This is a genomic window from Acinetobacter sp. HA (assembly GCF_000264725.1).
In the GTDB taxonomy this organism is placed as follows: domain Bacteria; phylum Pseudomonadota; class Gammaproteobacteria; order Pseudomonadales; family Moraxellaceae; genus Acinetobacter; species Acinetobacter schindleri.
The window spans coordinates 36964-62040 of sequence record NZ_AJXD01000001.1 but is presented as its reverse complement, the minus strand read 5'-3'; the positions used below and the strand labels follow the sequence as shown (position 1 = coordinate 62040).

Below are 25077 nucleotides of genomic sequence, written 5' to 3'. Positions count from 1 at the left end.
GTGATCTGCTCATAAATAAAACCTGCTCCGGCAGGTTTTTTTTATTATCTCTACCTAAATTTTATGGATTTAGAACGGTTTGCATCAATCCGTCTACCACATAAGTCATTTTTTTCAGATCCAGTTTATCTAGAGTGTCCTGCTCAGTGTTGTAATAAGGATAACGGTAATGAGCTGTGTCACTGATCAGTACAGTTGGAAAATTCTGCTTGGCATAACTGAGATAGCCCGAATAATCCAGTCCCTGCATAAAAGTAGGAATAATAAAACGTTCACACTCTAAACGCTGACGCGTCTGCATAGCTTCGCAAAATCTTCCTGTAAGTCCTACTGAACTTAGATGTCCAATACTGGCAATATAATTGGCATGCCGAGGATAAAACCATTTTAGAGTTGTCGGATAGCTCTGTACCAGATTTTCATCATAGTAACCAATAGAGTCCAGTACAAAGACGCCACGTATTTTCTGCTTTTGCTTTCTCAATGCCTTGGCATGGATCGCACTGCCCATATGCTCTGTGTTGAGATACGGCGGTTCTTCCAGACCATAGAAAACAAACTCGATATTATTTTTCAGTTTATTTTTTTGCAGGGCCAACAATCGTGCAGCTTCCACCACTCCTACGACGCCAGAAGCATTATTATTCGCACCGAGATGATTGGCAAAAACATCATAGTGAGCACCAATGACGATTTTATCTTTGGCTTTTACATTGAGCTGACAAACCAGATTGCGATAGCCCTGACTATTCACAATATAGCTTTGAAACTGGCACGGAATACCAAAGCGTCGCATCTGCTCTTTCAACCAACCGGATACCCGGTTCAGTTCAGCCGTATTCTTGTGATTTCTAAATTCATCCACATTCAGGATCTGGCTAAAGTAAAGCTCGAGATTTTTGACTTGAGCGTTGGCTGGATTGGCCCAGGCCCAACTCGGGAAGATTAAAGACAGACTGATCAGCAAACCCAGATAACTTTTTCTTAAAATGGCTACAATCCGCATTTGTTATTATTTCCATGACATGATCAAGCAGAAACTTGAACTCTGGATATTTATGCAGCAGTGCTTTTTCTAATTCAATTTCAATTTGTTTCTATACTCAACTTCATGTTGTTTCATCGTTATAATGAGCACTTCTGAACTACACGATGTCTGTATGAAAATCTGTATTCTGACCATTGGTCAAAAAATGCCAGCTTGGGTGCTCACTGGTTTTGAAGATTATTTCAAGCGCATACAGCCATTTGTTCAAACACAAATCATTGAATTACCGATGGCGAAACGTGGCAAGAATGATTCAGAAGCCGACATCCTGAAATATCGTAATATCGAAGGCGATAGTATCCTGAATGCATTAAAGCCAAATGAAACCCTGATTGCACTTGAAGTCGGCGGCCGTGAATTCAGTACCGAAAAACTGGCTGAAACCATGAAAGGCTGGATGCTGGAAGGTAATGATGTGGCTTTAGCCATTGGTGGGCCGGATGGTCACTCTGAAGCGGTACGTAAGGCAGCTGCATGGCACTGGTCACTATCCAAACTGACCTTGCCGCATCCTCTGGTTCGTGTCATGCTGATTGAACAGTTGTACCGTGCCATGAGCATTAATCATAATCACCCTTATCACCGTGCGGGTTAAGGTGAGAATTGGCTATTGTTCTATTTCCGCAACGAATTGTTGAACAATCTCCCCTCCTTACTTCGCTTGCTTTCATGCATTATTGAAGACATCTTCCAGATGTGGCTTGAACTATGAACTTACAAACGCTTCCCGGCCTGTTTATCTCCCATGGCTCTCCAATGCTTGCCCTGAATCCCGAACAGGTAGGTCCGGCACTGGAGCGTTTAAATGTCAATTTGCCACGTCCAGAGGCAATCATTGTAATGTCTGCCCACTGGGAAAGTAATGCACTGGAAGTAAATACCGGTATTCGTCCAGAAACCTGGCATGATTTCCGTGGCTTCCCGCCTCAACTGTATCAACTACGTTATCCTGCGCCGGGTCAACCAGAACTGGCTGAACAGATTCTCGGCTTCCTGTCTGAAGCTGGCTTTAGCGCCTATGCCAATAATTCACGCCCGCGTGATCATGGCGTGTGGATGCCACTGCTACATATGTATCCGGATGCAGATATTCCGGTGATAGAAATTTCCCTGCCCATCAACATGACTGCACATGACATTTATAAAATTGGTCAAACGCTGGCACACCTGCGTGAGCAGCAGGTCCTATTGATTGGTTCAGGCAGTATCACGCATAACCTGCGAGAGCTGGATCGTACTGGACTATCCAATATTGTTCCAGAATGGGCCTCGACCTTCCGCAATTATGTGGTAAGCAAACTCGCTCATAGTGACTATGAAGCCGTATTGGATTGGCCAAGTATTCCTTACCTGGAACGTAATCACCCGACCCTGGAACACTTTGCACCGATTTTCTTTGCAATGGGAACTGGTACTCGTTTCAGTCTGGTGCATAGCAGCTTTAGCATGGGTTCACTGGGTATGGATATCTATCGTTTTGATTAGGATTTAAAGGCTCTATCTGAGCCTTTTTTCTTAGGCCTAAGAAAATCTTCCTGTCTTATTTTACTCATCATGCAATTTTCATGGATACATTTTGCTACCTAAAGCTTCAGAATGTATCCATATTTTTTAAAAATGAATCGTTTAAGCTTAAGTCTGATTTATTTGCTTCATGACTATTCAATCAATGAAATTAAAATACTTAATTATTGCGTTATTTCCTTTAACCCTTGCAGCTTGTCAGTCCAATGATGTCCAAAAAGTAGGAGATCTTGCCGTGTCCGTATTACAGCAACAAAATGCCGCCAATACTTTGAGTGCTTATGAATGGCACATTGATACCGGTGCAAAAGAACATATGGTGCTGAGCTTCCATGATGAGAATCGTTTTAGTATCACTACCAGCTGCAATAGCTTGGGTGGTAGCTGGAAAATCTCTGAGGGTCAGCTGGAAACTGGCACCTTAATCTCAACCATGAAAGCCTGTGATACCAATGCCATGCAACAGGAAAAGCTGGCAGGTGAAATTTTTAATGATGCCCGTATTCCATTTAGCTTAAATACCAGTGATACTCAAAATCCGGTTTTGACTCTGACCGTAAACGGAAAGGCTTACGTCTTCACAGGGAAGATGACGCCAGAAGCCCGTTATAATGGTCAGGCTGATATCATTTTCCTGGAAATTTCCCCTGAAACTAAAGCTTGTACCGGTGTAGCACAGCAAACCTGCCTTCAGGTGCGCGAAGTCAAATACAATGAGCAGGGCTTAAAAACTCAGGTCGATAAAGATTGGAACCTTTTCTATGACCAAATCGAAGGCTTCCAGCATACGCCAAATGAGCGTCAGGTAATTCGCATAAAACGCTTTGAAATCAAGAATCCGGCAGCAGATCAGTCTAAATATGCCTATATATTTGATATGGCCGTCGAGCGTGAAGCAGTAAAAGGCTCGCTATAAAATATTTTTATAACAGAGACAAAAAACCGAGGCTATGGCCTCGGTTTTTTTAAAGCTTAAACTAAGTCAGACTTAGAATACGCCTTGAGCAAGCATTGCATCAGCAACTTTTACGAAGCCCGCAATGTTTGCACCGTCAACATAGTTCACAGTACCGTCTTCTTTAGTACCGAATTTCACACAGTTACGGTGAATTTCTTTCATGATTGCATGAAGACGTTCATCAACTTCTTCGAAAGTCCAGCCAAGACGCAATGCGTTTTGAGACATTTCAAGACCAGAAGTTGCTACACCACCTGCATTCGATGCTTTACCTGGAGCGTAAAGGATTTTCGCTTCAACGAATTTCTCTACAGCACCTAAAGTAGATGGCATGTTTGCACCTTCAGCAACACAGATTGCACCGTTTGCAAGAAGTTTAACAGCATCATCAGCATCTAGTTCGTTTTGAGTTGCACATGGAAGCGCGATATCACACTTAATGCCCCAAGGACGTTGACCTTCAAGGTATTCAAAACCGTGTTTAGACGCGAATTCAGAAATACGGCCACGTTTAACGTTTTTCAGTTCCATCACTTCAGCAAGAAGTTCATCAGTGAAACCGTCTTTAACATAAACAGTTCCCGCAGAGTCAGATAGAGAAACGACCTTAGCACCTAAGAACATTGCTTTTTCAGCAGCGTACTGCGCAACGTTACCAGAACCAGAAATGGTCACGACTTTATCTTTGAAGCTATCGCCACGAGTTTTCAGCATTTCCTCAGCGAAATACACAGTACCGTAACCAGTTGCTTCAGGACGAGCCAATGAACCACCGAAAGACAAGCCTTTACCAGTGAATACGCATGAAGTGTCATTGCTGAGCTTCTTCATCATACCCGCCATATAACCTACTTCACGGCCGCCTACACCAATGTCACCCGCAGGGATATCAGTATTAGAACCAAGGTGACGGTAAAGCTCGATAATTAACGCTTGGCAGAAACGCATGATTTCGCCTTCTGACTTGCCTTTAGGATCAAAGTCAGAACCACCTTTACCACCGCCCATAGGCAAAGTAGTCAAAGCATTTTTAAACGTTTGTTCAAAGCCCAGGAATTTCAGGATTGAAAGGTTCACAGATGGGTGGAAACGCATACCACCTTTAAATGGACCAATCGCTGAGTTGTACTGTACGCGGAACGCACGGTTTACTTGAGTTTGACCTTGGTCATCTACCCAAGAAACGCGGAACTGGATCGCACGCTCTGGTTCAACTAGACGTTCTAGTAAACCGTGAGCTGCATATTGTGGGTTCTTTTGAATGAACGGCCACAAGCTTGTCATCACTTCTTCTACAGCTTGAAGAAATTCTGGTTGATGTGCATCACGTGTTTTAACGTAATCTAGGAACTCATTAAGTGTGTTGTATTTCAACGCTTAATCCTCAGCAGAAAATGGATCAAAATTGGTCAAATTTACAATCAATGTTAAATTTTGGCGCAAAATATTAAATATCTTTTGTAACCAATCCACAATAGTTTTTTTGAAAAAATATGAAAATTAATTTTATAACAGTTATTTATATTTATTATGAATTAAATTTTTAGATAGCAAAATATCAGTGGAATCAAAGTCTAAATTCTTATTTATGCATGATAATAATGCATATTGGTTACCTTAATTGTGCACAAACAAGCCGATCAAAATATGCTAAAATTTGTAATTCTGACATATTTTGTTTCACCTCCTGAAATGCTCACTGTGAGCGGCTTTGAAATATCATGAATTCGCAGATTTCCCTCATCCAATCCATTGATGCGTTATTGCCACAGACCCAATGCGGTTTGTGTGGTCATCGTGATGGCTGCCTACCCTATGCTCAGTCCATTGCCGAGGGAGAAGAAGCTAACAAATGTGTACCCGGTGGACAGCCGGTGGCAGATGCCCTCGCCAGATTGTTAAATCGTCCTAAACTTAGTGCTGAGCCAAGTGTCTGGCCCATTCAGGCTGATGGGCGTCCTCAGCGCATGAAAGCAGTGATTCGTGAAGATGAATGCATTGGCTGTACCAAATGCATTAGTGCCTGCCCGGTCGATGCCATTATTGGCTCAGGCAAACTGATGCATACGGTACTGACAGATTTGTGTACTGGCTGCGAACTGTGTATTCCACCCTGCCCGGTCGACTGTATTGATCTAGTAGAAGATACCCATCCACTCATGTCAGAGGAACAGCATGTGCAGGAACAGAATGATCTGCGCCAACGTTACTATGCACATATCCAACGTGAGGAAAAACGCCGCATTGACCGTAAAGGTCCTGTGGTACGTGCTGAAATCAATACCGAACTATTTGCCGAGTTCTCTGCACAAAGTCGAAATGTACCCGTGATTGAAATGGTGGAAAAGCCAAATGAGGATGGATTGATCCGGGACGCCAAAACTACGATTGAACTGGCCAAACTGCGTACCCAGATCAAAAAGCTCGAAAAACAGCTGTCTGTACGCGAAGATACAGGTAAACGCACCCAGCTTGCCGAACTAATGCAGCAATTACAGGATTTACAGGGATAAGATGATGACAAGCATGAGCGGAAAGCCTGTAAAGAACATGACCAGAAAACAGATTCAGACTTTTTTTGAACGCTTACGTGAACAACGTCCGAATCCAAAAACTGAACTGAATTATTCTAATCCTTTTGAATTGCTGGTCGCAGTAACGCTGTCAGCCCAAGCCACAGATGTCAGTGTCAACAAAGCCACAGACAAACTGTTTCCAGTCGCCAATACGCCGGAGGCAATTTATGCTCTAGGTGTCGATGGTTTGAAGGAATATATCAAAACGATCGGTTTATATAATTCCAAAGCAGTCAATGTGATTAAAGCCTGTGAAATGCTGATTCAGAAGCACAACAGCATCGTACCGGACAATCGTGCAGACTTAGAAGCCCTGCCGGGTGTAGGTCGTAAAACGGCGAATGTAGTGCTGAACACGGCCTTTGGTCAACCGACCATGGCGGTCGATACCCATATTTTCCGGGTCGGTAATCGTACCGGACTTGCGGTTGGTAAAAATGTGCTGGAGGTTGAACACCGTCTGATCAAAGTCATTCCCAAGGAATTTATCATTGATTCACATCACTGGCTGATTTTACACGGTCGTTATACATGTATTGCACGCAAACCAAAATGTCATGAATGTGTGGTCGCTGATGTCTGTAACTGGCCGGACCGTTTTGACTTTGGTGCATTGAAACCAATTGCAGTTAAAAATACTGACTGATCCCTTAAATGAAAAAGCTGAACTCTGGTTCAGCTTTTTTTGTCTCGTTCAGCAGATAAGAATGCTTATTTTTGCTTTTCCTCTAACTGCTGTTGCATTTTTTTGCGCTGCTCTAATTCAGCCTGTAATTTCGGGTGCAATTGTCGCTCTGGGGTTTTGTCCCTATTTTCGATTTTTTCCTGCTTCTGCACTTTGTTTAGCATTCGGTAGCTCATGACCAGAAGGCCTGCTAGAACAACCAAGAACACCACCATGAGCAATAACAAACCAATTTTCACAGTCGCAATTCCTTTAAAGATGCAGAAATAAAAAGAGCCCTAATATGACTTAGGGCTCCCTGAATGTCAAAATTATCGTGAAATGATTATTTTGACTGATCCAGAATCGCGAACAGATCCGCTTGAACTTGTTCAATTGGACGTAGACCGTTCAATTTGTCATAAGTTGGTGCATTTTCACCTGATGCAGCACGGCCTTGATAGAAGCCAACCAGCTGTTCAGTTTCAGTATGGTAAGAACCTAAACGTTTACGAATGGTTTCTTCCTGGTCATCAGGACGTTGAACCAGATCTTCACCAGTTTCATCATCTTTACCTTCCACTTTTGGTGGGTTGTAAACAATGTGGTAAACACGACCAGAAGCCGGGTGCTGACGGCGGCCAGAAAGACGTTGCACAATTTCTTCGTCCGGTACATCAATTTCAATCACGTGATCGATGTTGATACCTTCGTTTTCAAGTGCTTCAGCTTGTGGAATAGTACGCGGGAAGCCATCAAAGATGCAGCCATTTACACAGTCAGGCTGTGCAATACGTTCTTTAACCAGACCGATGATCAACTCATCAGAAACCAAACCGCCATTGTCCATGACGCTTTTAGCTTTTAAACCTAATTCAGTTCCTTCACGAATTGCAGCACGGAGCATATCACCGGTTGAAATTTGTGGGATATTGTAGCGCTTACAGATCAACTGAGCTTGTGTACCTTTACCTGCTCCAGGTGGTCCGAGTAAGATAATGCGCATATATAAACATCCTCATTTTTTAACAATGTATAGGACACCAAATGTCTGGACATCCCCAAAGGTATCCAGCATTTCAGCGTCTCGTTATAAGAAAGCCACAAACAAATGGATTAAACCCGCGACAAAACCGGTTACTCCACCCAATACAATCAGAATCCACTCATCTTCCTGAAACGCAGGTCGTAAAAGATTCTGAAACTCCTTCGGTGTTAACTCGCGTATGCGGTCTCTAAACATTTGATAGATTTTCTGTGCACGGCTCGCATTAAACGCAGGGTCGCATACAGGCACCATCGTAATTTCAATTGAGCGATCGATCAAGTCTGTCTTGAGTTTTGCATACTCTCTTGGCCCCAAGGATAGCTGTAAAGAGGTGCGAACCAATGGAGTTTCCATAATTTCGTTAATGTGACGCTTGACGATCCGGCGGGTTTTTTCTTTCTTACCACCATACATCATTTCTGTCATGATCGATTTTAACGTAATCAGATCTTCTGTCACTACACTTGCGAAGACGTCAGAGACTTCTTCCTGACGTTTCATAAAAGCACCTTGTATGTTATAGGTGCCAATACGTGGAATAACCGGTTTGATCCATGGAAACTTGCGGCTCTGCGTGCGGGTGAAGAACTGCGGGTATTTCACATAGTGTGGTTCTATCGGATTGAAGACCATCCAGATGGCAATCCAGTTGGTCAGGAAACCCCAAATTGCTGCCCAGAATGGTACGGTCCAGTGCCAAGGCACCACGAACCATACGATCATCTGGAACAGACCAAAGAACATACCAATTAAAGCACTGATATGCCAGATAAAGTTAATTTCTTTCTGTCCAACCTTCAGGAACATACGTACCATCAGACGGCGGTCACCCTCCATTTGACTGACCACCATGTCACGCATATCCACAAGTGACTCGACGTTCATGGTCAGCTCAGTCACTAATTCGCGCAACACATCCGGCAACTGCTTGTGTGCCTGAGAATAAATACGGCGCTTGATGGAATACGGCAAGTTTTCCCACAAAACTGCATTACGGTCGATCATGACCTCATCAATCAGATGTTCAAGTTCGAAACCGACCTGTTCACCGATGATGCGTGCCATATCATCCGGGTCCATCGCCTGTAGAAATTCCTGGATCGATCCCAGTTTAGACAAGGTATTGTCTGTGATAATTCCTGAAATTCTTCCTGCTTTGCGTGGCACAATGCCCTGCCAGCCGACAGGCAATGGACCAATGTGGAATCCCCAGAACGTGATTGGATAGAACACCATTTTCAGGGCCATCCATACGTGTGCCCAGGTAACGAATGCAGTGACAGGAATGATACTGAGCACAGCCCAGAAATCTGGACGCATCAGAAAGGCTTGCCACAACTCGTTAACGTACTCAAGCATGTATAACTTCCATATTTAATTCTTTGTTCACAGAATACAATTTTCTTATCAAGTCGAATATTTTCTCTATAAACCGATACTTAAAGTATAGGAAAATTGTAGTTGAGGTTCGATTTCGGCCACAACATGTCCACTTCGGCTTTTCATTTCCTCACCAGTACCGATTCCAACACTGAAGGTACTGATTCGTTCTGAACTCAGCATGACATAGGATAAATCTACCCCGCCCCCCAGACGTGCTTCATATTCTCCATCTACCTTCTTACTCTGGATATGTCCGGCATAAGCCCCGACATAATACCCATTTTTATCTTTTCCTGTGAGGTGTGCCGGGTACCGAAAGCCAACTTGTGCACCAAATGGCTTGTCATCGTCCAGAAAAACACCACCTTTGACATATGCGATTCCATACGGATTCACCCACTCAGTATTCAGATGAATCATATTCCGGGTAAATCCTGCCCCCACATTCCAGGTACTTGCCTGACTATCGCTCAGTTTTGCTTCAGATCTATACGTAGAATCATCTGCATAAGCCGTATTTGCGATGAAAGCAAATGCCAGCAAAGGGTATAATTTATTCATTCCTTTTCACCAATATCCTTGATTCATTATAGTTTTAAGGTATCGTCCTTTTTTTATTCAATTTGGACTTTAGCAGAATTATCAACACAGTTGTATACAACTGCAGACAATTTTAATGTCTGCAAAGTCAACGTTTAGCAGATGGGTAGCCCACTCGTATTTCAATATCCAAACCAGGTCAGTTGGGTTAGAATAACGCACTTTCATTCCTATCCGTGTTCAGGTCTAAGTCGATCTCGTATGAAGCAGCATTTTCCATTAAAAAATGTACAGCAAGAAAAACGCATTTATCGCAATCGTGTGTTTTTCTCGATTGGCTTGGTCATCATCTGCATGCTGCTACTAATCAGCCGCTATGCCTATTTGCAGATTGTCAGCTTCGATGAGTTCAACACGGCTTCTGACCAGAACCGTATCCGCCTGCAACCACTTGCGCCTGCACGTGGCTATATCTATGACCGTAACGGCGTCCTTTTGGCAGATAACTATCCGGTATTTACCGCGACCTTAAGTCGTGCCGATGTTGAGGATATTGATGATACGATTAAGCGCCTGATCCCGATTCTGGAACTGAACGAAGAAGATATCGAGCGTTTTAATAGCCGGATTAAAACCGCAAAAAAAACAGAACGTGTTTCTATCAAACTGAATCTGACCGAAACCGATATTGCCCGCTTTAGTGAAATTAAGCACCTGTTCCCAGGGGTAAAAATTGATACCCAGATGACCCGTTACTATCCACATGGTGAATTGTTTGCACATGTGATTGGTTACGTGGGTCGTATTAATGACAAAGAATTAAAAAGTATTGATAAGGACCTTTACGCGGGTACCAACCTGATCGGGAAAATCGGGGTCGAAAAATCCTATGAGGAGCTACTCCACGGTGTTCCAGGAAATGAATCAGTCGAAGCAGATGCACATGGTAATGTGCTGCGTCATCTTGGACGTAAGGATCCAGTACGCGGGAATGACCTGTTTTTATCTTTAGATTATGGCCTGCAAATGGTTGCTTCCGAGCAACTGGCGGGACGTCGTGGCGCTATTGTTGCCATGGATCCAGGTACAGGGGAAATTTTAGCACTGGTTTCTAGCCCAAGTTTCAACCCGAACCTGTTTGTAACCGGAATCAGCACCAAAGATTATTCTTACTTACGTGATAACCTTGATCAGCCGTTGTATAACCGGGCGGTGCAAGGAACTTATCCTCCAGGTTCGACCATTAAACCGATGTTTGGCCTGGGTGGCCTTCATTATGGCCTGGTCGATTGGGATACAGCGATTTCCGATCCAGGTTATTTCACTTTGCCGGGTGATAGTCACCGTTTCCGCGACCACAAGAAAACTGGTCATGGTACTGTAAATCTGCATAAAGCCCAGGTGGTTTCCTGCGATACCTATTTCTATGTCATGTCCTATCGTATGGGTATTGAACAGATGAATGGCTGGATGCGTCAGTTTGGTTTTGGTGAAAAACGGGGGTAGATTTACCAAGTGAAAGCTCTGGTCTGTACCCAAGTCCTGAATGGAAAATGCGTACCCGCAAATCTAAATGGTCACGTGGTGAAACGATTTCTGTGAGTATTGGTCAGGGTGCCTTTACAGCAACACCATTACAGCTAGCGATGGCAACAGCAATTACTGCCAACCATGGCAATAAAGTCGTACCGCATGTCCTGCGCGAAAGCCGTGGCGCCAAAGCATTTAAAGTCCATAATGGTACCCATGGCAAGATCGATTTTAATGGTAAAGAAGAAGACTGGTTCAAAATGCGCGACGCCATGGTTGATGTTATTCAGTCGGGTACGGGTCGCGGTATTAAAGGCGGCCTGCAATATAGTATTGCCGGTAAAACCGGCACAGCACAGGTAAAAAGTATTGCCCAGGGTAAACGTTACAATGAAGCCCTGCTAACTGATCGCCAGCTTGACCATGGTCTGTTTGTCGGTTTTGCTCCTGCAGAAAAACCTGAAATTGCCATTGCAGTCATTCTGGAGAATGGCCGCGGCGGTAGTGCCGCCACTGCACTCGCTCGTCCTATTTTTGATTACTGGTTACTGCATAAAAATAAGAATCCGGTACGCCCACTCAATCATCAATTAAGTGGGGGACTGATGACCGCCGGTATTAAACCTGGCGAGCTACCAAGTGGTGCAAGTATGCTTAGCCCTGATGCTGCGGCAACACCTAACAGCACGGATGCACCACAAACTTCCTCAAACGCAACATCGAATACATCTCGTTCGAGCTCATCTGCAAACTCTGCACCAGCTGTAGAAGGAGATTAATATATGAAAAATCAGCTACGAATTATTGGTGGTGACTGGAAACGCCGTCAGCTAGCCTTTGCCAGTATTGACGGTTTACGTCCCACCCCAGACCGTGTCCGTGAAACCCTGTTTAACTGGCTGATGTGGGATGTACAGAATGCCAAGGTGCTGGATATCTGTGCCGGTTCTGGTGCTTTGTCCTTTGAAGCACTTTCCCGCGGTGCGACTAGCGTGGTGATGATTGAACCGGATCGTACTCAGGCACAATTTCTGAACCAGAATCTGGAGCTGCTTCAAGTCACCAAAGCACGTGCACAACTGAAAGTAACCACGGCGCAACAGGCTTTGCAAACTTTGAAAGATCAATTTGATCTGGTCTTTTTAGACCCGCCTTACAGCTTGGACTTATGGACTTCTCTGGCTGAACTTGCTGATCCGCTAATCAAGCCTGAAGGCCTGATTTATGTCGAAGCAGATCGGGATTTAAATACTTTGCAGCTCCCCTCTTCTTGGCAACTGATTAAAAATACCAAAGCTGGGACAGTACGTGCAGGCTTATATCAGAAAAAGTAAATGAATATTTGCACAATAAATATTAATAAAGGATTCCTGTATGGAATCCTTTTTTGTGAAATGTAAGTTATAAATAGCTGATCTCTTAACGGCGATCACGCCAGTCACGGTCTTCCCGATCACGTTTCCAGTCACGATGATCTCTATCTTTCCAGTCCCGGTCACCATGGTTACGGTCATAATGTCCATTACGGTCTCGATGGCCACGATAATCATCATCCCAAGGATCGACCATACAACCGGTTAAAGCCACTGCCAGCACAGATGACAGTAATATCATTTTTTTCATTTTCATCACCTCTTCCTTCCTGCACTCTGCCAGTATCAGGCGATTTCATGGAGAGTGCACGCAGCCATTGTTGCTCTCCTGTACCGATTTGTTTGCTTTTTATTCACCATCAAAACAATTCAACTATCTTCAAATAAATTATTTATCTGAAATTCGACTAAGCTGTGCACAAATACAGCTAAATATTAGCTTGGCTTTTTCAGCAATCTTTTGAATACTGCTGGCTTTATTTACTGACTGATCAGAATGACTTGGCTGTTATTTATTTTAGGCGCAATGATCGCAGGATTTGTACAAGGTCTTACCGGTTTTGCCTTCGCTTTAATTGCCATGTCATTTTGGGTATGGGTACTCAGTCCTCAAGTTGCTGCCCCCTCCTTGTGTTTGCTTCGATTTGGAGCCATGTCATTTCATTATCGAATGAAAAAAAGCATGTTCATTTGTATAAAGCACTTTACTTACCGTATTTAATTGCCGGACTGATCGGCGTCCCGCTCGGCACCTGGTTACTGAATATCATTGAGGCACATACTTTCCGTATCTTACTGGGTATGTTCCTCGTTATCTGGTGTCCACTCATGTTGTTGAATCCTCAGATCCGACTAATTCGACATTCAGGCAAAGCTGCAGATGCCAGTATCGGTTTGGTAGGTGGCATTTTAGGTGGCTTGGGGGGATTTTGTGGTTCCGTACCTTCTGCCTGGTTAATGCTCAAACAGCTCCCCAAAGATCAGCAGCGCTATATTTTACGTCATTTTAATTTCGCCATTCAGATGTTTACCTTGGCAGCCTATCTATATCAGGGCAATTTAAATCAGAGTCACTTGCCCTATATGGCTTTACTGATTCTTGCAGTCAGTATTCCTGCTATTTTGGGTACACGATTATTCCATCACATTTCAGAACTGCACTTTAAGCAAATTGTTCTTGGACTACTCTTCAGTTCAGGATGTTTCCTGCTGCTTAAAGAGTTGATCCATTAAACTGTTCCAAAAAGGCCAAAGCCTTGTCCTACTTTGCTTTCAGCCAGTTTACTGCTAAGGTAACTTGAATGATTTTTCTGTAGAAATGAGCTATGCAAATTCGTGATCAAATTGTACTTGTGACTGGCGGTGCACGTGGACTTGGCCTGGCAATTAGCCAGCTTCTGATTGAAGAAGGTGCACGTATAGTGGTGAACTATCTTAGTAGTAAAACGCAGGCTGAAGCTTTACAGAAGCAGTATCCCGATCAGGTATTTACCTATCAGGCAGACGTTACTCAAGTAGATCAGGTCAAAGCCCTGTTTACCGCAAGCAAAGCACATTTTGGTGAAGGCATTCATTCGGTTGTGAACAATGCCTTGGTACAGTTTGAATTTAATGGTGATAATCGTCCCAAGGTAGAAGATTTGTCTTGGGAGATGATGTCGCATCAATTCAGTGGTGCTGTTCAGGCTTGCCTCAATACGACTCAGGCGGCGCTAGAAGATATGAAACAGGCACATTTTGGCCGGATTGTGAATATCGGTACCAATCTGGTTCAAAATCCGGTGGTGCCTTATCATGACTATACGACTGCTAAAGCCGCGCTACTGGCATTTACCCGTACTACTGCGCAGGATCTTGGTCAATATGGAATTAATGTAAATATGCTTTCAGGCGGCCTATTACAAACCACAGATGCCAGCAAAGCCACACCTGATTTTGTGTTTGATCTGATTGCTCAGTCAACGCCATTACGCCGTGTCATTACCCCTGAAGAATTCGCGTCGGCAATCTTGATGTTCTTGTCTCCTTATTCACGCGCTGTCACGGGGCAAAACCTGATTGTAGATGGAGGCTTAGTCAAAGGTTAATCAACCTTGATACATGATCATAGAATCGTTCAATACTGAATCCGATTGTACGATGCCTCATATTTTAACCAACTGTTCAAAAAAAACGGTTTTGAAACTCGAAATACCTTTTAAAATATCGAAACCTTTCAAAACCGTTTGACTTCTCCCTATGAAAGCCTTAGCAGTATTGAGCCTGACTCTGCTACTGACAGCTTGTATGTCACATGATGCCCAAAAAGCCGAACACATTTTAAAACTCTTCCATTGTAAGGGTATTGAACCTTCACAAATGCAGCATAATAGTGTGACTCAATATTATGAGCATTCTCTGTATAGCTCAAAAAGCAAAGCAGAGGCTTATATAGAACAGTATAAAAATGGCGAGGAATCTTTTGAAATCTCGCTCTCTGAAATCGTGAATCAGCAATATGAACTATACAAATCGGCCTGTCAAAATCTGGGGGGCATTCCAGCCAAAGAAGCATTCTGATCTTTAAGGCAATATGAAATAAAATCTTAATGCTAAAAAAACAGGAGTATTCTCCTGTTTTTTCATTTTAACTCGCTTTGTAATATCGCTGATCTACACTAAATTCTTTAGGAAATTTGGCCTGGATGCCTGCATAGAAATCCATGATCTCAGCCATATCTTCCTCAAAATCCCCTGTGGGATGAATGATTTTTCCTACACCCGCCTTCTTTTGTTCATAATCCATATAAGCCAGTGCAATCGGGACGCCAGCATTTACCGCAACATAATAAAAACCGGTTTTCCATTGCTCCTGACGGGCACGTGTTCCTTCAGGTGTAACCAACATGACCAGTTCAGGATGCTGCTTAAACAGGTCTGTCATCACCTGAACCATACTTGGACGCGGCTCACCTGCCTGCTTGGGACGGCGATCAATTCCGATTCCCCCCATCGCACGTACAAAAGGACCCAATGGGAACTGCATGTAGCTGTCTTTAATGGTAAGACGTACATTGACACCTAATGCCTTCAGCGCTAGCCGTGCATATAATGCATCCCAATTACTGGTATGCGGTGCGGCAATCATGACACATTGGCTCAGGTTTTCAGGCCAGTGATTATCTGTTTCCCAGCCCATCAATTTAAGTGCTTTTTCAGCTAAATTCTTAAACACAGTTCAATCGCAAAATAAATAAAAAATTATGTGATAGTGTACCAATATTAGAGTTTAATTCGCTTTGTAATCGATTGTAAATACATTATTTGATGCACTTTTTATACAATTAACCTCCCAATATTGGGATATTCCTTAATCATTGGCTTCCCTAGACTCAGGTGGACAATTATAAACCACCCATGGGGTCAATGATGAAAAAAACTATACTCGCAGTAATGCTTTCCACCCTTGCATTAACCGCATGTAATGATGATGACGATGACCATCACTCACCAGGAAATGGTGGCAACCCACCTGGAACACAGCAAGGTATCTTGACTGATGGCCCAATTGAAAACGTCCGCTATGAAACATCAAGTGGTGTAAAAGGCTCTACCAATGCGGAAGGTAAATTTAATTATAATACAGGTGATACAATTAGATTCTTTATCGGAAACCTTCAGCTAGGTGAACAGGATGGAGTTCCAGCTCAAGCACGGATTACTCCGACAGATCTTTATGAGAATGATCCGGACATCCCTGGAAATGAAGATGAAGAATTAGAAGAAGCTTTAACAATCTTCCTGCAATCGATTGATGCAGATTATATTACACCGCCAACAGGTGCTCCCGCAGATTATAATGCTCATGATAATGGTATTCAAATTACTCAAGATGTCATTAATCGAATTAACACAGCTTTCACCTCTGCAACTACATTCGAGACAGCACTAGAGGATTCTGATAACAGTATAACAACCCTTATTCAAGACCAATTACAGCTTAGCGACGTAACTCCAGTTACTCCTGATGAAGCTGCAGCTAATATTCAAGAAGCTTTCTATAAAGATATTGCTGGCACATGGCAATTAGGCTCTGCAGATAAATCGGACAAAGTCATTCTAGTGGTTTATACCGATGGTAGTTACAAACTGGGCGAAGCTGATAATGCAGATGATGATGGAGAACCAGGTTATGAACTTGGGAATCTTCAGTGGAACTGGAAAGGTGGTGTTATCACACCTGTGATTGATGAAAATGGTGACACCAATGGATCATGGGGGCTTTCAGATTCAGAAGGTGACGAAGGTTATACCCTAACTTTTGACGGTACAAACTTAGTTCTTACTGAAACTGGTTTGGATGAAGATGATACCTCTACCCTTACACGAGTAGAAAATTCAACCAATGGCCTCGTAGGTACGTGGGAGCTGGATGATACTCATGTACTGGTATTCTTGAACGACGGCTACTACTTCCTGATTGATACTACAGGAGGAGAGGATTGTGGCCCAGAGGGTATTGAATATGGTCAATATACTACTTCGAACAACACCCTCACAGTCACCGATAACTTGTTCGATACAAATGAAAGTTGTGGTCTATATGATGGTCAAAACTCTCCATTCGTTCTTGGAACCTATACAGTTAATGCAACTACCATGACATTAACCCCAACAGGTGAACCTGCTATCACTTTCACTCGGGCTGATTTCCAGCGTGATCCAGAACCCGCTCCTGAGCCACAGCCACAGCCACAGCCACAGCCACAGCCAACAACGTAATATCTCTTGGTATAACTTTAAAAAGCCAGGTAATTAACCTGGCTTTTTATGCAATATGCTGAAACTGTAACGTACAGTTCATTAACTTATGTATCAGCTCAATCTGGCTATTCACTTCTAGCTTTTCATAAATCTTTTTCATATAAGTTCTAATGGTTTGAATACTGAGTTGCATCTGTTCAGCAATCTCTTCAGGTTTATAACCATTGATCAGGTATTCACATAATGCGATCTCCCGACATGTCAGCTGATAATGCTGCCTTAAATAACTTTGTGACAAGATGTGATATTGATTTCGATCCGTCAAAAATATTGCAACTTGATATCGTCTCGATTCTTCAATAGGTGTCATTGACTGTTTCGACCAAGGTACGATCGTCAGCATGATGCAATGACCTGTTGCATCCTCTACAGTCATTACTCCACCGATTTTACTTATTCCCCCACTCCCCTGCTGTAAAGACCCTCTGATAAGTTGTTCTAATTGCAGATGATAGGCTCTATTAAGCTTCAGATGATTGTACTGATCTATTTCAATTTCCTGATTCTGCCTCAGCATTTTTTTTGCTTCAATATTGGCAAACTTTATCTCGAAATTCTCAAGTAATAATACAATCCCGACCTTTAGAGCATTCATGGCCTGATAAGCATTGTACTTATCCTGAATAACTAAACTGAACTGACGATAAATCTGTAGCGCTCGCCTTAAATGAATACTGATACGCTTCAGAAAATCCAGTTGCTCTTTACCATAAGGGATGGCCTCAGGTGCCCGGTGAATTCCCAGTACTGCCCAACTAAAATCACCGCGATCCAGCAATACACCTGCAAGATGTAAAATACCGGTAGGCTTTAAACATTTTTCATAAAAGATATGCTCTTCCGAGCCTTTCATGGAGGGATAATGCTGACAATTGATCTGTAAAGCCTCTCCCACTGCAATCTCATTCCATAGCGGCAGGTGCAGCTTCATATCAATGACTTGAATACGTTCATCCCGATAAGCTGCTAGACCTTCATAAGGAATATTATAGGTATGGACAAAGTTGTAAGCTGGGTTGAGCTGATCCATCGCAGTAAAGATGGCTGTCTTACTTTGTGTGTATTCCACTAACTCATGCATAACCTGAGTCCATAACTGAGGATCCAGTGCTGCATCATAGATATGCGCAATAATGTTATTTTCTTTATCCAAATCCATCATTGCCCTCATTATTATTTTTTAAACCTGTGAAAGCACTATTTATTTGAGATGATAGTGATTTTATTTTTTATTATTTTAGCAATTCCTTTACCTCATCACACGTGCAGAGTGAATTTCACTTAATCAATACATCATTTACAAAGTTGTACTACCCTTATGATTTTTAAATTTTTATGTTGAATATTAGCAAATGCAAAACGGGCATAAAAATGAAAAAGTCTCTCCTTATCGTCGCAATGACCACAATCACGCTAGGTTTAAGTGCCTGTTCTAAAACCCAAGAACCCTCTAGCAATGAAAATATGGATTCAGAAAATTCTGCTCAGATGAATACGCCAGCGACATCACGCAGCTTACCTGCAGGCGATACTGCAGAAACTTCTCTTGACTGGGCGGGCGAATACGAAGGAACTTTCCCATGTGCGGATTGTGAAGCCATTAAAGTTGAGTTAGAACTTCATCCTGACAAAACTTATGAGTTGAAAGAAGAGTATGTTTCCGATACCAAAAGCACAGAAACCAAAACCAAAGGAAGTTTTAGCTTTGACCCTAAAATGACTTCAATTATTACACTGGATGAAAAAGGTGAAAATCGTAAATTCTTTGACGGTGAAAATTTCTTAGAAGCTCGAGATATTCAAACTGGCGAGAAAATTAACAGCAATCTGAATTACAGATTAATCAAACATTAATATTTTTAAGCTAACCTGAATGAAAAAAATCCCCGCAAATGCGGGGATTTTTTAGATCAATGACCGGTTGATGAATTACATCATGCCGCCCATACCACCCATACCGCCCATATCAGGCATAGCAGGTTTGTCTTCTGGGATATCAGTGATCATACATTCAGTTGTCAACATTAATGCAGCAACAGAAGCAGCATGCTCAAGCGCAGAACGTGTTACTTTTGCTGGATCAAGAATACCCATTTCAAGCATATCGCCGTATTCGCCAGTTGCAGCGTTGTAACCAAAGTTACCTTGGCCATTTTTCACTGCATTAATCACAACTGAAGGCTCATCACCAGCATTAGATACGATTTGACGAAGTGGCGCTTCAATTGCACGACGAAGAATGCTGATACCTACGTTCTGGTCATCATTTGCACCCTTCACACCGTCAAGTGCAGCTGCAGCACGTACCAGTGCAACACCACCACCCGCAACAACACCTTCTTCAACCGCTGCGCGAGTTGCGTGAAGTGCATCGTCTACACGGTCTTTCTTCTCTTTCATTTCAACTTCAGTTGCAGCACCGATTTTGATAACAGCAACACCGCCAGCCAATTTAGCTACGCGTTCTTGAAGTTTTTCTTTGTCGTATTCAGAAGTAGATTCTTCGATTTGCGCACGGATCTGTTGAACACGGTCAGAGATCTGAGCTGCATTACCAGCACCATCCACAATCACTGTGTTTTCTTTAGAAACTGTTACTTTGTGCGCAGTACCCAAGTGTTCAAGAGTCGTTTGGTCTAACTGCATACCGATTTCTTCAGAAATCACAGTACCGCCAGTCAGGATCGCGATGTCCTGCAGCATTGCTTTACGACGGTCACCGAAGCCAGGTGCTTTAACAGCACATACTTTAATGATACCGCGCATATTGTTGACAACCAGAGTTGCAAGCGCTTCGCCTTCAACATCTTCAGCAATGATCAGAAGTGGTTTACCAGTTTTCGCAACTGCTTCCAGTACAGTGATCAATTCACGGATGTTACTGATTTTCTTGTCAACCAATAGGATGTATGGATTTTCAAGTTCAGCAGTTAGCGTGTCTTGTTTGTTTGCGAAGTATGGAGAGATATAACCACGATCAAACTGCATACCCTCTACAACGTCAAGTGCATCTTCGAAGCCTGAACCCTCTTCAACAGTGATCACACCCTCTTTACCTACTTTTTCCATTGCTTGCGCAATCAGTTTACCAACAGTAGTGTCAGAGTTAGCAGAGATCGAACCTACTTGCTCAATTGCTTTAGAATCAGAAGCAGGCTGAGCAGTCGCCTTGATTTCAGCAACTAAAGTTTTCACTGCAATATCGATACCACGTTTCAGATCCATTGGGTTCATACCCGCAGTTACTGACTTGATACCTTCATTTAAGATTGCTTGAGCAAGAACAGTCGCAGTTGTGGTACCGTCACCAGCGATGTCATTGGTTTTTGAAGATACTTCGCGAACAAGTTGAGCACCCATGTTCTCGAACTTGTCTTTTAAAGTAATTTCTTTCGCCACAGTTACACCATCTTTAGTGATATGTGGTGCACCGAAAGAACGGTCGATGACAACGTTACGGCCTTTAGGACCAAGGGTAACTTTTACAGCATCTGCAAGGATGTTCACACCAGCGATCATTTTCGCACGAGCTGAATCACCAAATTTTACGTCTTTAGCTGACATATTTGACTCCGAGTATTTTTAATAGCTTTACAAAATCTGATATGGAATATGTAAGACTGTTTTAGCGAAGATTAACCTTCAAGAACCGCTAAAATGTCAGATTCTTTCATGATAAGTAGTTCTTCCCCGTCTACTTTTACAGTTGTACCTGCATAAGTGCCGAACAATACTTTGTCGCCAACTTTAACGTCTAACGCGCGTACGCCATTGTCAGTGATTTGACCATTACCAACTGCAATAATTTCCCCTTGCGCTGGTTTTTCTGCTGCAGAACCTGGAAGTAAAATACCGCCAGCTGTTTTAGTTTCTTCTTCAACACGACGAATAACAACGCGGTCATGTAATGGACGAATGTTGCTCATTTTTAACTCCATCAGACTAAGTCTTTTTGATTACTGATGACGACTTAGTTATTCCCTGGTCGTCATCAAAACTTTTAGATGTCACTTTTATGGAGATGGAATAAATCGCTTCAAGGGTAAAACTGAAAAAAAATTCATTTTTTTTATTTTTTTATCATGTGCATATACTTTTGCTGCTTTTTTCTTCAAGGCCAGTCTGAAATTAGAGCATAGCCTTCAGTTTTCAGAATTTTTCATCTTTCTATAAGCTTCTTTAAGAACGTGGTGAAGTATAATAGTGCTTATATTTGAACAGTCAGTAGATACAGCGCTACTCCTCTTTCCTATCTGATAAATAATTTAAAATAAGCAGTGCAAACACCTTAAACTCATCTTCTATATAAAGCTATTTCTTGGAATGACCTAGTTATATAGATAATTTTTTCCACATAATGAATACTATTTATATAGTGCTTCAGCCTTGTACAGGATGATCATTTCTATGCCCACATTCGTTGAAGATACTTACCTGGAGAATACTGTTATTGGCTTCATAGAGCTAAGCCTAAAAGATCAAGGTTGACTTTCTAATACCTACCAATCGTAAGTTACTAACCAATTAAAAATTAATCTTAAAGTGGTTTTTCTTAGGCGCTTTAAGAAAGCAGAAATTATAAATTTTATTTTTAAAATCAAAAATTTAAAATCACAATAAGCTATATAGCAAAGTTCAATCATGATCTTAAATAGAAATGACTCCAACATTCTATAACCACAGCCTTTTATGTGATAGAAATTAGATATATATGGTTTATAATAGTTCGGAAAATCATCAGCATTGATTATTTTTCTGGCAAACTGTCTAAATGCTAAACAGATGTCATTCAGTACTATGCAAAATTCAAATTACCCTCATTTATTTAATCAATGATAAGAGTCATTCCTAGAAAAATAATAAGTAAATGTTTTTTATAATTATATTTATTAAAAATATTAACCATAATTAAAATAAATACAAGATTACTCTGCAATGTTATTTTATATACTACTGTTTTTTAAATACTTATTTAAAATATTGCATTATGTGACAATTTAACTCTAACCCTGCTTTGGTCTTATTTTTTTTGTCATTTTATGCTTTAATACAGCCACTTTTTTTTCATATTTCATCTGGGCGATGTTTTCATCACCCAGACTATACTTTGTACATAGTTTTGTACACTTTTGAGATAGGCCTCACCATGACCCAAGTGAACGCACCAGAATTCGTTCGTCACCCTAAGCTTATTGCTTGGGTGGAAGAGATTGCTAAATTAACAAAACCAGCAAAAATTGAATGGTGTGACGGTAGCGCAGAAGAGTATCAACGTTATATCGACTTGATGATCGCTAACGGCACAATGCAAGCGCTTAACCAGGAAACTCATCCAGGTTCTTACCTTGCAAATTCTGATCCTTCTGACGTTGCTCGTGTTGAAGGTCGTACTTATATCTGTTCAGAAAACAAAGAAGACGCTGGCGCGACAAATAACTGGGAAGCTCCAGCTGAAATGCGTGCCCGCCTAAATGGCTTATTTGACGGTTCAATGAAAGGTCGTACTTTGTACGTTGTTCCTTTCTCTATGGGTCCTTTAGGTTCTCATATTGCACACATCGGTATCGAACTGACTGACTCTCCTTATGTTGCTGTTAGCATGTCTAAAATGGCGCGTATGGGTAAAGCGGTTTATGACGTTTTAGGTACTGACGGCGAATTCGTTCCATGTGTACACACTGTTGGTGCACCATTGGAAGAAGGTCAAAAAGACGTTGCTTGGCCATGTAACCCAGACAAATGGATCGTACATTATCCAGAAACGCGTGAAATCTGGTCTTACGGTTCCGGTTACGGCGGTAACGCATTGCTAGGTAAAAAATGTCTAGCTTTACGTATTGCATCTTACATGGGTCGTCAACAAGGTTGGTTAGCTGAACACATGCTGATCCTTGGCGTGACGAATCCACAAGGCGAAAAACATTACATCGCAGCTGCATTCCCTTCTGCGTGTGGTAAAACAAACTTCGCGATGCTGATTCCACCAGCGGGCTACGAAGGCTGGAAGATTGAAACTGTAGGTGACGATATTGCCTGGATCAAACCAGGTGAAGACGGTCGTCTATATGCAATTAACCCTGAAGCTGGTTTCTTCGGTGTAGCGCCTGGTACAAATACCAAAACTAACCCGAACTGTATGGCGACACTTCATAAAGACGTGATCTATACAAACGTTGCTGTGACTGACAACGGCGAAGTATGGTGGGAAGGTCTGACTAAAGAAGCGCCTGCAAACCTGACTAACTGGAAAGGTCAACCACACACTGGCGAAGAAAAAGCAGCTCACCCGAATGCTCGCTTCACCGTTGCTGCGGGTCAATGCCCTTCTATCGACGCTGACTGGGAAAATCCAGCAGGCGTTCCAATTTCTGCGTTCATCTTCGGTGGTCGCCGTGCGGACACAGTGCCTCTAATCTCAGAAGCATTTGACTGGGTAGACGGTGTTTATAAAGCTGCAACTATGGGCTCTGAAACTACTGCTGCTGCTGTTGGTCAACAAGGTATTGTTCGTCGTGATCCATTCGCCATGCTTCCATTTGCTGGCTACAACATGGCTGACTACTTCACTCACTGGTTAGAAATGGGTGAGAAAGTTGGCGAGAAAGCTGCTGCTGCTGGTAACAAGCTTCCAGGTATCTACAACGTGAACTGGTTCCGTCGTGATGCTGAAGGCAACTTCGTATGGCCTGGTTTCGGTCAAAACATGCGTGTTCTTGAGTGGATCATCGATCGTTGTGAAGGTCGTGCAACTGCTGTTGACACTCCAATTGGCCGTGTTCCAACTTACGAACAGTTGAACTGGACTGGTACCGACTTCTCTAAAGAGCAGTTTGACCTTGTAACTTCTCAAGATAAAGATCAATGGATCAAAGAACTTGAAAGCCATACTGAATTGTTCGAAAAACTAGGTGACCGTATGCCAGAAGCGTTGAAAAAACGCCAAGCTGAATTACTGGAAGCTGTTAAATCTGCATAATTGCTGGTTTAATTTAAAAAAGGTCGCATAAGCGGCCTTTTTTTATTGCTGGTTATTCATTAAATTTAAGTACTTTCATTTTTCCAATTTCTGTAGTTATTAGATCTCTCTAATACCTCTTAAATTATTCAAGAACAACATTTGATCAATAAAAATTATATTAAAAATCAATAATTTAATATAAAATTAAATAATTTAATGTTTTGAATTATCAAAACTATCTCTCTTGTTTTATTAAGACTCAAGTTCTATAAAAAATTAAAAACCACATCAGCATAAGACACTGTAATTATTTAACTTTACTTCGATAAAACATGTGTCAACTCTATTCTCGGTGGTTTCACAGGAAACCTGGTCGAATGCACGACTGGTATGTTTATGCAGCCTTTACTTTATATTTTGCTTCGTAAGTTTCCCCTAAGGACGATGACACCGTAAAGCTGTTGCTGTTTTACCTTAGTTTTTTTAATGCGCCGATTGGCGCATGGATTATGGGAATTTATGCATATTGCTGACTTATATCTTCATGAAAGACACTAAAAAATACAGCATGATTACTGATGACTAATTAATGCTTGAGCTGTTTAAGCTTTCTGAGTGGAAACATTCAGAAAGCTTTTTTATTGGATTTTTAAGTTTACTGCCATTTTGTCT

General features: G+C 42.1%; 22 protein-coding genes and 3 pseudogenes. 14 read left to right on the top strand and 11 right to left on the bottom strand.

The genetic code is table 11. The features are described 5' to 3' along the window. Positions 1 to 61 precede the first annotated feature (61 nt). Positions 62 to 1006, bottom strand: coding sequence for a M28 family peptidase (locus HADU_RS00275; protein ID WP_008301956.1), 945 nt, complete (start codon positions 1004 to 1006; stop codon positions 62 to 64). 154 nt (positions 1007 to 1160) lie between these two features. On the opposite strand from HADU_RS00275, the gene rlmH reads away from it, so the two are divergent. From rlmH to HADU_RS00260, 3 genes are all read left to right on the top strand, one after another. Further along, positions 1161 to 1643, top strand: coding sequence for a 23S rRNA (pseudouridine(1915)-N(3))-methyltransferase RlmH (gene rlmH / locus HADU_RS00270; RefSeq protein WP_008301953.1), 483 nt, complete (start codon positions 1161 to 1163; stop codon positions 1641 to 1643). 113 nt (positions 1644 to 1756) lie between these two features. Beyond that, positions 1757 to 2533: a dioxygenase gene (locus tag HADU_RS00265; protein ID WP_008301951.1), complete on the top strand. Its 777-nt coding sequence runs from the start codon at positions 1757 to 1759 to the stop codon at positions 2531 to 2533. Positions 2534 to 2717: 184 nt separating this feature from the next. After that, a complete protein-coding gene (locus HADU_RS00260) occupies positions 2718 to 3488 on the top strand; it encodes an META and DUF4377 domain-containing protein (RefSeq protein ID WP_008301949.1) in 771 nt (256 codons plus the stop codon). Between the two features lie 72 nt (positions 3489 to 3560). On the opposite strand, the gene gdhA is transcribed toward HADU_RS00260, so the two are convergent. Continuing rightward, positions 3561 to 4904 (bottom strand): NADP-specific glutamate dehydrogenase, encoded by a 1344-nt coding sequence (gene gdhA, locus HADU_RS00255; protein ID WP_004893590.1) that lies wholly within the window; start codon positions 4902 to 4904, stop codon positions 3561 to 3563. Between the two features lie 347 nt (positions 4905 to 5251). Between gdhA and HADU_RS00250 the strand changes: the two genes are divergently transcribed. Beyond that, positions 5252 to 6043, top strand: coding sequence for an RnfABCDGE type electron transport complex subunit B (locus HADU_RS00250; protein ID WP_005221308.1), 792 nt, complete (start codon positions 5252 to 5254; stop codon positions 6041 to 6043). 4 nt (positions 6044 to 6047) lie between these two features. Next, positions 6048 to 6752, top strand: coding sequence for an endonuclease III (gene nth, locus HADU_RS00245; RefSeq protein WP_034591925.1), 705 nt, complete (start codon positions 6048 to 6050; stop codon positions 6750 to 6752). 65 nt (positions 6753 to 6817) lie between these two features. On the opposite strand, the gene HADU_RS00240 is transcribed toward nth, so the two are convergent. The 4 genes from HADU_RS00240 to HADU_RS00225 form a co-directional block, all read right to left on the bottom strand. Beyond that, a complete protein-coding gene (locus HADU_RS00240; protein ID WP_005221304.1) occupies positions 6818 to 7030 on the bottom strand; it encodes a hypothetical protein in 213 nt (70 codons plus the stop codon). An 86-nt stretch (positions 7031 to 7116) separates the two neighbouring features. Next, positions 7117 to 7776, bottom strand: a complete 660-nt coding sequence (adk, locus tag HADU_RS00235) for an adenylate kinase (RefSeq protein ID WP_004810758.1) — start codon at positions 7774 to 7776, stop codon at positions 7117 to 7119. Between the two features lie 84 nt (positions 7777 to 7860). Then, positions 7861 to 9177: a membrane protein gene (locus HADU_RS00230; protein WP_004810761.1), complete on the bottom strand. Its 1317-nt coding sequence runs from the start codon at positions 9175 to 9177 to the stop codon at positions 7861 to 7863. Positions 9178 to 9243: 66 nt separating this feature from the next. Next, the gene (locus HADU_RS00225; protein WP_008301943.1) at positions 9244 to 9762 is read right to left on the bottom strand and encodes a hypothetical protein; all 519 of its coding nucleotides are present in this window, start codon (positions 9760 to 9762) and stop codon (positions 9244 to 9246) included. Positions 9763 to 10002: 240 nt separating this feature from the next. On the opposite strand from HADU_RS00225, the pseudogene mrdA reads away from it, so the two are divergent. Both mrdA and rsmD read left to right on the top strand, forming a co-directional pair. After that, positions 10003 to 12050: pseudogene (mrdA, locus tag HADU_RS00220) on the top strand (penicillin-binding protein 2). Positions 12051 to 12053: 3 nt separating this feature from the next. Next, positions 12054 to 12605, top strand: a complete 552-nt coding sequence (gene rsmD / locus HADU_RS00215) for a 16S rRNA (guanine(966)-N(2))-methyltransferase RsmD (RefSeq protein ID WP_004810767.1) — start codon at positions 12054 to 12056, stop codon at positions 12603 to 12605. An 85-nt stretch (positions 12606 to 12690) separates the two neighbouring features. Here the strand turns inward: rsmD and HADU_RS00210 are convergent, their stop codons facing one another. Continuing rightward, the gene (locus tag HADU_RS00210; protein WP_004810769.1) at positions 12691 to 12894 is read right to left on the bottom strand and encodes a hypothetical protein; all 204 of its coding nucleotides are present in this window, start codon (positions 12892 to 12894) and stop codon (positions 12691 to 12693) included. Positions 12895 to 13140: 246 nt separating this feature from the next. Here HADU_RS00210 and HADU_RS00205 point away from each other — a divergent pair. The 3 genes and pseudogenes from HADU_RS00205 (at position 13141) to HADU_RS00195 (ending at position 15203) form a co-directional block, all read left to right on the top strand. Continuing rightward, positions 13141 to 13877, top strand: a pseudogene (locus HADU_RS00205) (sulfite exporter TauE/SafE family protein). A gap of 92 nt (positions 13878 to 13969) precedes the next feature. Beyond that, positions 13970 to 14731: a 3-oxoacyl-ACP reductase gene (locus HADU_RS00200; protein ID WP_004810773.1), complete on the top strand. Its 762-nt coding sequence runs from the start codon at positions 13970 to 13972 to the stop codon at positions 14729 to 14731. Positions 14732 to 14882: 151 nt separating this feature from the next. Beyond that, positions 14883 to 15203, top strand: coding sequence for a hypothetical protein (locus HADU_RS00195; protein WP_004810776.1), 321 nt, complete (start codon positions 14883 to 14885; stop codon positions 15201 to 15203). A 67-nt stretch (positions 15204 to 15270) separates the two neighbouring features. On the opposite strand, the gene HADU_RS00190 is transcribed toward HADU_RS00195, so the two are convergent. Further along, the gene (locus HADU_RS00190; protein ID WP_004810777.1) at positions 15271 to 15858 is read right to left on the bottom strand and encodes a 1-acyl-sn-glycerol-3-phosphate acyltransferase; all 588 of its coding nucleotides are present in this window, start codon (positions 15856 to 15858) and stop codon (positions 15271 to 15273) included. Between the two features lie 191 nt (positions 15859 to 16049). On the opposite strand from HADU_RS00190, the gene HADU_RS00185 reads away from it, so the two are divergent. Beyond that, the gene (locus tag HADU_RS00185; protein ID WP_050977181.1) at positions 16050 to 17405 is read left to right on the top strand and encodes a hypothetical protein; all 1356 of its coding nucleotides are present in this window, start codon (positions 16050 to 16052) and stop codon (positions 17403 to 17405) included. 46 nt (positions 17406 to 17451) lie between these two features. Here the strand turns inward: HADU_RS00185 and HADU_RS00180 are convergent, their stop codons facing one another. Beyond that, positions 17452 to 18606 carry a helix-turn-helix transcriptional regulator gene (locus HADU_RS00180; RefSeq protein ID WP_008301939.1) on the bottom strand — a complete coding sequence of 385 codons (1155 nt, stop codon included), beginning with the start codon at positions 18604 to 18606 and terminating at the stop codon, positions 17452 to 17454. Positions 18607 to 18818: 212 nt separating this feature from the next. Between HADU_RS00180 and HADU_RS00175 the strand changes: the two genes are divergently transcribed. Next, positions 18819 to 19301, top strand: coding sequence for a copper resistance protein NlpE (locus HADU_RS00175; RefSeq protein ID WP_034591921.1), 483 nt, complete (start codon positions 18819 to 18821; stop codon positions 19299 to 19301). 75 nt (positions 19302 to 19376) lie between these two features. On the opposite strand, the gene groL is transcribed toward HADU_RS00175, so the two are convergent. After that, the gene (gene groL, locus HADU_RS00170; protein WP_004810785.1) at positions 19377 to 21011 is read right to left on the bottom strand and encodes a chaperonin GroEL; all 1635 of its coding nucleotides are present in this window, start codon (positions 21009 to 21011) and stop codon (positions 19377 to 19379) included. A gap of 71 nt (positions 21012 to 21082) precedes the next feature. Next, positions 21083 to 21373 carry a co-chaperone GroES gene (groES, locus tag HADU_RS00165; RefSeq protein WP_004810787.1) on the bottom strand — a complete coding sequence of 97 codons (291 nt, stop codon included), beginning with the start codon at positions 21371 to 21373 and terminating at the stop codon, positions 21083 to 21085. Positions 21374 to 22593: 1220 nt separating this feature from the next. Between groES and HADU_RS00160 the strand changes: the two genes are divergently transcribed. Both HADU_RS00160 and HADU_RS15750 read left to right on the top strand, forming a co-directional pair. After that, the gene (locus tag HADU_RS00160) at positions 22594 to 24423 is read left to right on the top strand and encodes a phosphoenolpyruvate carboxykinase (GTP) (RefSeq protein ID WP_004893548.1); all 1830 of its coding nucleotides are present in this window, start codon (positions 22594 to 22596) and stop codon (positions 24421 to 24423) included. 309 nt (positions 24424 to 24732) lie between these two features. Then, positions 24733 to 24929, top strand: a pseudogene (locus HADU_RS15750) (alpha-ketoglutarate permease); the annotation flags it as partial. Between the last annotated feature and the right edge of the window lie 148 nt (positions 24930 to 25077).

What these genes read in the sequence shown, in the direction of transcription:
- HADU_RS00185 (WP_050977181.1), top strand. Translation starts at nt 16,050, where the DNA reads ATGATGAAAAAAACTATACTCGCAGTAATGCTTTCCACCCTTGCATTA.
- rlmH (WP_008301953.1), top strand. Translation starts at nt 1,161, where the DNA reads ATGAAAATCTGTATTCTGACCATTGGTCAAAAAATGCCAGCTTGGGTG.
- nth (WP_034591925.1), top strand. Translation starts at nt 6,048, where the DNA reads ATGACAAGCATGAGCGGAAAGCCTGTAAAGAACATGACCAGAAAACAG.
- HADU_RS00180 (WP_008301939.1), bottom strand. Translation starts at nt 18,606, where the DNA reads ATGGATTTGGATAAAGAAAATAACATTATTGCGCATATCTATGATGCA.
- HADU_RS00230 (WP_004810761.1), bottom strand. Translation starts at nt 9,177, where the DNA reads ATGCTTGAGTACGTTAACGAGTTGTGGCAAGCCTTTCTGATGCGTCCA.
- HADU_RS00200 (WP_004810773.1), top strand. Translation starts at nt 13,970, where the DNA reads ATGCAAATTCGTGATCAAATTGTACTTGTGACTGGCGGTGCACGTGGA.
- HADU_RS00260 (WP_008301949.1), top strand. Translation starts at nt 2,718, where the DNA reads ATGAAATTAAAATACTTAATTATTGCGTTATTTCCTTTAACCCTTGCA.
- groES (WP_004810787.1), bottom strand. Translation starts at nt 21,373, where the DNA reads ATGAGCAACATTCGTCCATTACATGACCGCGTTGTTATTCGTCGTGTT.
- rsmD (WP_004810767.1), top strand. Translation starts at nt 12,054, where the DNA reads ATGAAAAATCAGCTACGAATTATTGGTGGTGACTGGAAACGCCGTCAG.
- HADU_RS00175 (WP_034591921.1), top strand. Translation starts at nt 18,819, where the DNA reads ATGAAAAAGTCTCTCCTTATCGTCGCAATGACCACAATCACGCTAGGT.
- adk (WP_004810758.1), bottom strand. Translation starts at nt 7,776, where the DNA reads ATGCGCATTATCTTACTCGGACCACCTGGAGCAGGTAAAGGTACACAA.
- HADU_RS00210 (WP_004810769.1), bottom strand. Translation starts at nt 12,894, where the DNA reads ATGAAAAAAATGATATTACTGTCATCTGTGCTGGCAGTGGCTTTAACC.
- HADU_RS00275 (WP_008301956.1), bottom strand. Translation starts at nt 1,006, where the DNA reads ATGCGGATTGTAGCCATTTTAAGAAAAAGTTATCTGGGTTTGCTGATC.
- HADU_RS00250 (WP_005221308.1), top strand. Translation starts at nt 5,252, where the DNA reads ATGAATTCGCAGATTTCCCTCATCCAATCCATTGATGCGTTATTGCCA.
- HADU_RS00195 (WP_004810776.1), top strand. Translation starts at nt 14,883, where the DNA reads ATGAAAGCCTTAGCAGTATTGAGCCTGACTCTGCTACTGACAGCTTGT.
- HADU_RS00225 (WP_008301943.1), bottom strand. Translation starts at nt 9,762, where the DNA reads ATGAATAAATTATACCCTTTGCTGGCATTTGCTTTCATCGCAAATACG.
- HADU_RS00265 (WP_008301951.1), top strand. Translation starts at nt 1,757, where the DNA reads ATGAACTTACAAACGCTTCCCGGCCTGTTTATCTCCCATGGCTCTCCA.
- groL (WP_004810785.1), bottom strand. Translation starts at nt 21,011, where the DNA reads ATGTCAGCTAAAGACGTAAAATTTGGTGATTCAGCTCGTGCGAAAATG.
- HADU_RS00160 (WP_004893548.1), top strand. Translation starts at nt 22,594, where the DNA reads ATGACCCAAGTGAACGCACCAGAATTCGTTCGTCACCCTAAGCTTATT.